Raw genomic sequence first — 5,559 nt, 5'->3', positions numbered from 1 at the left:
CCGCCACATGACCGGGCTCGACAATGCTGTGGTCTCCGACATCGGCGGCACCACAACCGACGTCGCCGTGCTCGACGGCGGCCGTCCCAGGCTCGACCCGGAAGGCGCCACCGTCGGCGGCTTCCGCACCATGGTCGAGGCTGTCGCCATGCGCACCTTCGGCCTCGGCGGCGATTCCGAAGTGACGCTGGAGGACGGCGTGCTCAACCCGAAGATCCTGCTCGGGCCGCGCCGCCTGGTGCCGCTGGCGCTGGCCGGCATGGCGCACGGTACAGCTGTCACCTCCGAACTCGAACGCCAGCTGCGGGCGCCCAATCCCGGCCGCATGGACGGCCGCTTCGCGGTGCGCACCGGCGTGCCGGACCGGCTCGCCGCAGGCCTGACCGGCGCCGAAGCCAAGCTCTACGAGCTGATTGGTGCCGTGCCGCTCGCCGTCGACAGGCTTTTGACCTCGAACGCGCAGAACGCGACGCTGAACCGGCTGGTGTCGCGCGGGCTGGTGCATGTCGCCGGCTTCACCCCGTCGGACGCTGCCCACGTGCTCGGCAAGCAGGCGAACTGGGATCCCATCGCCGCGCGCCTCGGCGCCGAACTGTTCGCCCGCAAGCGTGACGGCCGTGGCCAGAACATCGCAGCTTCGCCGGAAGCGATTTCGGAACGGGTGCTGGTGACGCTGACGCGCTGGTCGGCCGAGTATATCCTCGAGACCGCCTTTGCCGAGGATGGGCTCGATGGCGCGTCGACGGTGGCGCATGCCTTGGTGCAGCGCGCGGTCGACGCCCATCCCGGGATTGCCCGCCTGAGCGTTGCGCTCGACCGCCCGGTCATCGGCCTCGGCGCCTCGGCGCCGCTGCACTATGCCGGGCTGCCGCCGCTGATCGGCAATGACTGCGTGGTGCCCAGGGATACCGATGTCGCCAACGCGCTCGGCGCCGTCGTCGGCCAGGTCAGGGTTTCGGCCGAGGCGCGGGTCAGCCAGCCCATGGAAGGGCTGTTTCGTCTCGCCTCGGGCGAGACCGTGCGCGATTTCCTCGACGAGGCGACAGCGATCGCGGCGGCCGAGGCCGATGTCCGCGCCATCGTCGCGGAGCGCGCTATGGAGGCCGGCACCGACAGCGCCGAGATCGACGTCGCCACCGAATTCCGCGTCTCGACCGTCGAAGCCCAGCGCATGTTCATCGAGGCGCATGTGGTGGCGGTGGCCTCGGGAAGGCCAAGGATTGCGGTTTGAGCGGGGCGGCGAAATACGCCACCTTCACCCTAAGCTGAATTGACCCGGCAAACCTGACATGCCAAAGGCCCGCAAAGCCTTTCATCTGGAGTAGCCTGATGACCGACCGCATCGAGATCGCCGGATTGCGGATTGCCCGCGAGCTGCATGAGTTCGTGGCCAGGGAAGCGCTGCCGGGCACGGGCGTCGAAGCGGACGCCTTCTGGAACGGTTTTTCGGCCATCATCCATGATTTGGCGCCGAAGAACCGGGCGCTGCTGGCAAAGCGCGACGCCATCCAGGAACAGATAGACGGCTGGTATCGCGAGCATGGCGCGCCGGTCGACATGGAGGCCTACAAGGGCTTCCTGAAAGAAATCGGCTATCTCGTTCCCGAAGGCCCGGCCTTCAGCGTATCGACCGACAATGTCGACCCCGAAATTGCTGATGTTGCCGGACCGCAGCTGGTCGTGCCGGTGATGAATGCGCGCTATGCGCTCAACGCCGCCAATGCGCGCTGGGGTTCGCTCTACGACGCGCTCTACGGCACCGATGCCATCCCCGAAACGGATGGCGCCGAAAAGGGCAAGGGCTTCAATCCGGCGCGTGGCGCCAAGGTCGTTGCCTGGACGAAGACCTTTCTCGACGAGGCTGCCCCGCTCACCCTAGGCAAATGGGCCGGCGTCAATGGTCTGTCGCTGGCGCAAGGTGCCTTGCGGCTGAGCGCCGGCGCCGGCTCGACGACGCTGGCCGACCCCAGGCAATTCGTCGGCTACCGTGGCGACGCGGCCAATCCCGATGCGGTGCTGCTGGTGCGCAACGGCCTGCACATCGAGATCGCGATCGACCGCAACAACCAGATCGGCCGCACCGATCCGGCTGGCATCGCCGATGTCATCCTGGAATCGGCGCTGACCACCATCCAGGACTGCGAGGATTCGGTCGCGGCGGTGGATGCGCCAGACAAGGTCGTCATCTACCGCAACTGGCTCGGCCTGATGAAGGGCGATTTGGCGGAAGAGATCACCAAGGGCGGCAAGAGCTTTGTCCGCAAGCTCAATCCTGACCGCTCCTACACCGCGCCCGCCGGCGGCACGCTGACCGTGCCCGGCCGCTCGCTGATGCTGGTCAGGAATGTCGGCCACCTCATGACCAACCCGGCGATACTGGATCGCGACGGCAACGAGGTTCCGGAAGGCATCATGGATGCGGCGATGACGGCGCTGATCGCGCTGCACGATGTAGGGCCGAACGGCCGCCGCGCCAATTCCCGCGCGGGCTCGATGTATGTCGTGAAACCCAAGATGCATGGGCCCGACGAAGTCGCTTTCGCCGTCGAGATCTTCGACCGCGTCGAAGCGCTGCTCGGTATGGCCAGGAATACCATCAAGATGGGCATTATGGATGAGGAGCGGCGCACCACCGTCAACCTCAAGGAGGCGATCCGCGCCGCAAAAGCGCGCGTCGTGTTCATCAACACCGGCTTCCTCGACCGCACCGGCGACGAGATCCACACCTCGATGGAAGCCGGCCCGATGATCCGCAAGGGCGACATGAAGCAGGCCGCCTGGATTTCCGCCTACGAGGCGTGGAATGTCGACATCGGGCTGGAATGCGGCTTGGCCGGCCACGCCCAGATCGGTAAGGGCATGTGGGCGATGCCGGATTTGATGGCGGCGATGCTGGAACAGAAGATTGCCCACCCCAAGGCCGGCGCAAACACTGCCTGGGTGCCGTCGCCAACGGCGGCGACGCTGCATGCCACGCACTATCACAAGGTCGACGTCCACGCCGTGCAGGCGGCGCTGAAGAACCAGCCCAAGGCGAAGCTCGACGACATCCTGTCGGTGCCCGTGGCCGTGCGGCCGAACTGGTCGCCCGAAGACGTCCAGAAGGAACTCGACAACAACGCGCAGGGCATTCTTGGCTATGTCGTCCGCTGGATCGACCAGGGCGTCGGCTGCTCGAAAGTGCCTGACATCAACGATGTCGGCCTGATGGAAGACCGCGCCACATTGCGTATTTCCTCACAGCACATCGCCAACTGGCTGCACCACGGTGTGTGCAGCGAGGACCAGGTGATGGCGACGATGAAGCGCATGGCTGACATCGTCGACCGCCAGAACGAGGGCGACCCGCTTTACCAGCCGATGGCGGCCGATTTCGCCAAGTCGATCGCCTTCCAGGCCGCTTGTGACCTGGTCTTCAAGGGCCGCGTCCAGCCCAATGGCTACACCGAGCCGGTGCTGCACGCGCGGCGGCTGGAACTGAAGGCGCAGCAGAGCTGAATAGGCCAGTGTCGTGTATGGGCGGCGGGTTTTCGGCCTGCTTTCTCCGGGGTGAGGCGTCAGGGAGCTGTATGGTCCAGGAGCCGGATGGTGGGATCGCGACGGTGTTCGGAGTTGACCCGATCGACGCCTTCCACCGTAATCGCGATCGTCCCGTTTTCCACTCTTGCTATCCAGGCCTTCGCTTTCAGATACCAGAGATGAAATTCGAGATGCTCTCGCGGACAGCCTGATAAGCGTTCGAGCTCCACATCTCCGATCCCGGGATTGCTGACGTCGTGCCGGCGCTTCGCGTAAAGCAGCGACAGCAGCCTGGCCTGGATCACGACGTCACGCTCGATGCCTTTGGTGTTGCTGGCTTCCTCGGTCAATTCACGGCGAAGGCCGGCATGGTCCCTGTACGCGATGTCGTATTGTGCGCGTTTGACCGGATCCTTGAGCGTATTGTGGGCTTCCACGATTTCACTGAAACGGGCTTCATCGCCGGTTTCGCGATTGTCTGGATGATAGCGCATCGCAAAATAGCGAAATATGCGCTCCAGCGTTTCCGAATTGGCGTTCGGGCTAACTTCCAAAACTTCGTAGTAGTCAATGAACATAGCGGGCTCCCCGGCCACACCATATTCGCATTGTCTAAATAAGGAATGTCAATGCGGAGGCCAGGACCTTGGTCCGACGCCGATGACATCCACGCTTTCTGGAAGAGGAAGAAAATGGCCGGCGTCCGGTCGGTGGGGGCCGTTGGGTGGTGAGGACGCCGGCCAAGCGGACAATCAGGTCCGCCGCACCGTGGAGATGATCGATTCGCGGAGGCCGGGTTATGGCGTGATCGCGGAAGGCAATGTGGCGAGGTCGGCTTGTCGGCGGACCTACGCCGCCTGCGCCATCCGCTCCGAGCTCATGCGGTAGGAGATCGCTTCGGCCAGATGGATTCGGCCGACGGTTTCGCTGGCGTCGAGATCGGCGAGCGTCCGCGCCACCTTCAGCACGCGATGATAGGCCCGCGCCGAAAAGGCGAGCTTTTCGCTGGCGTCCTTGAGCAGCGACAGGCCGGCGGCGTCCGGCATGGCGATCTCGTCGATGACCGAGGGCGCGCAATGCGCGTTGGTGGTGGCGCGGGTGGCGCCGAGCCGCTCGAAACGTTCGCGTTGGATGGTGCGGGCGCGTGCCACACGCAGCGCCACATCGGCACTTTTCTCCGCCCGGTCGGGCCGGATCAGGTCGCTGGCCGAGACCGCCGGCACTTCGATCCTGAGATCGATGCGGTCGAGCAGCGGACCCGAAATGCGCGCCTGATAGTCGGTACGGCAACGCTCGCCGCGCAGGCAGCGATAGCCCGGCTCGCCGGCCATGCCGCAGCGGCACGGGTTCATCGCCGCCACCAGCTGGATACGCGCCGGATAGGTGACGCGATGATTGGCTCGCGCTATCATGCAGTCGCCGGTCTCCAACGGCTGGCGCAACGCATCAAGCGTCTGCGGCGTGAACTCGGGAAACTCATCGAGGAACAGCACGCCGTGATGGGCCAGCGACACCTCGCCCGGCCGCGCGCGGATACCGCCGCCGACCATCGCCGCCATCGAGGCCGAGTGGTGCGGCGCCCGGAACGGCCGCCGGTCGGTCAGCTTACCTTCGCCGAGCTCTCCTGCCACCGAGGCGATCATCGAGACTTCGAGCAATTCCTTCGGCGCCAGCGGCGGCAGGATCGACGGCAGCCGCTGCGCCAGCATCGATTTGCCGGATCCCGGGGGTCCGATCATGAGCAGATTATGCCCACCGGCGGCGGCCACTTCCAGCGCCCGCTTGGCGGTCTCCTGGCCCTTGATGTCGGCGAGGTCAGGCAAATCCAGAGCGGCGGCATGAATGCCGGGCTCGGGGCGCGACAGCACCTGCGTGCCGCGAAAATGATTGGCGATGGCGATCAGACTGCGCGGCGCCAGAATGTCGAATTCCCGACCAGCCCAGGCCGCTTCCGGCCCGCATGCGAACGGGCAGATCAGGCCCTTGCCCTCGGCATTGGCGGCGATCGCCGCCGGCAAGGAGCCGGCGACCGCGGCAATC

Annotated in this window: 4 protein-coding genes; 2 read left to right on the top strand and 2 right to left on the bottom strand. The window is 65.6% G+C overall.

The window, feature by feature from the left end:
* Positions 1-1,231 (top strand): hydantoinase/oxoprolinase family protein (locus tag EN939_RS18915; RefSeq protein ID WP_272483102.1); only part of this gene is annotated, 1,231 nt, incomplete at its 5' end.
* Positions 1,232-1,329: 98 nt separating this feature from the next.
* Positions 1,330-3,498 (top strand): malate synthase G, encoded by a 2,169-nt coding sequence (locus EN939_RS18910; protein ID WP_127269223.1) that lies wholly within the window; start codon positions 1,330-1,332, stop codon positions 3,496-3,498.
* A gap of 59 nt (positions 3,499-3,557) precedes the next feature.
* Here EN939_RS18910 and EN939_RS18905 read toward each other — a convergent pair whose 3' ends face one another.
* Entirely contained in the window at positions 3,558-4,097 is a 540-nt protein-coding gene (locus tag EN939_RS18905) for a J domain-containing protein (RefSeq protein WP_127269222.1), read from the bottom strand.
* 270 nt (positions 4,098-4,367) lie between these two features.
* On the bottom strand, positions 4,368-5,559 hold a 1,192-nt coding region (locus EN939_RS18900), incomplete at its 5' end, for a YifB family Mg chelatase-like AAA ATPase (protein ID WP_164751071.1).

This window comes from Mesorhizobium sp. M7A.F.Ca.CA.002.05.1.1 (assembly GCF_003998335.1).
Lineage (GTDB): Bacteria > Pseudomonadota > Alphaproteobacteria > Rhizobiales > Rhizobiaceae > Mesorhizobium.
This window is presented reverse-complemented; position numbering and strand designations above follow the sequence as displayed.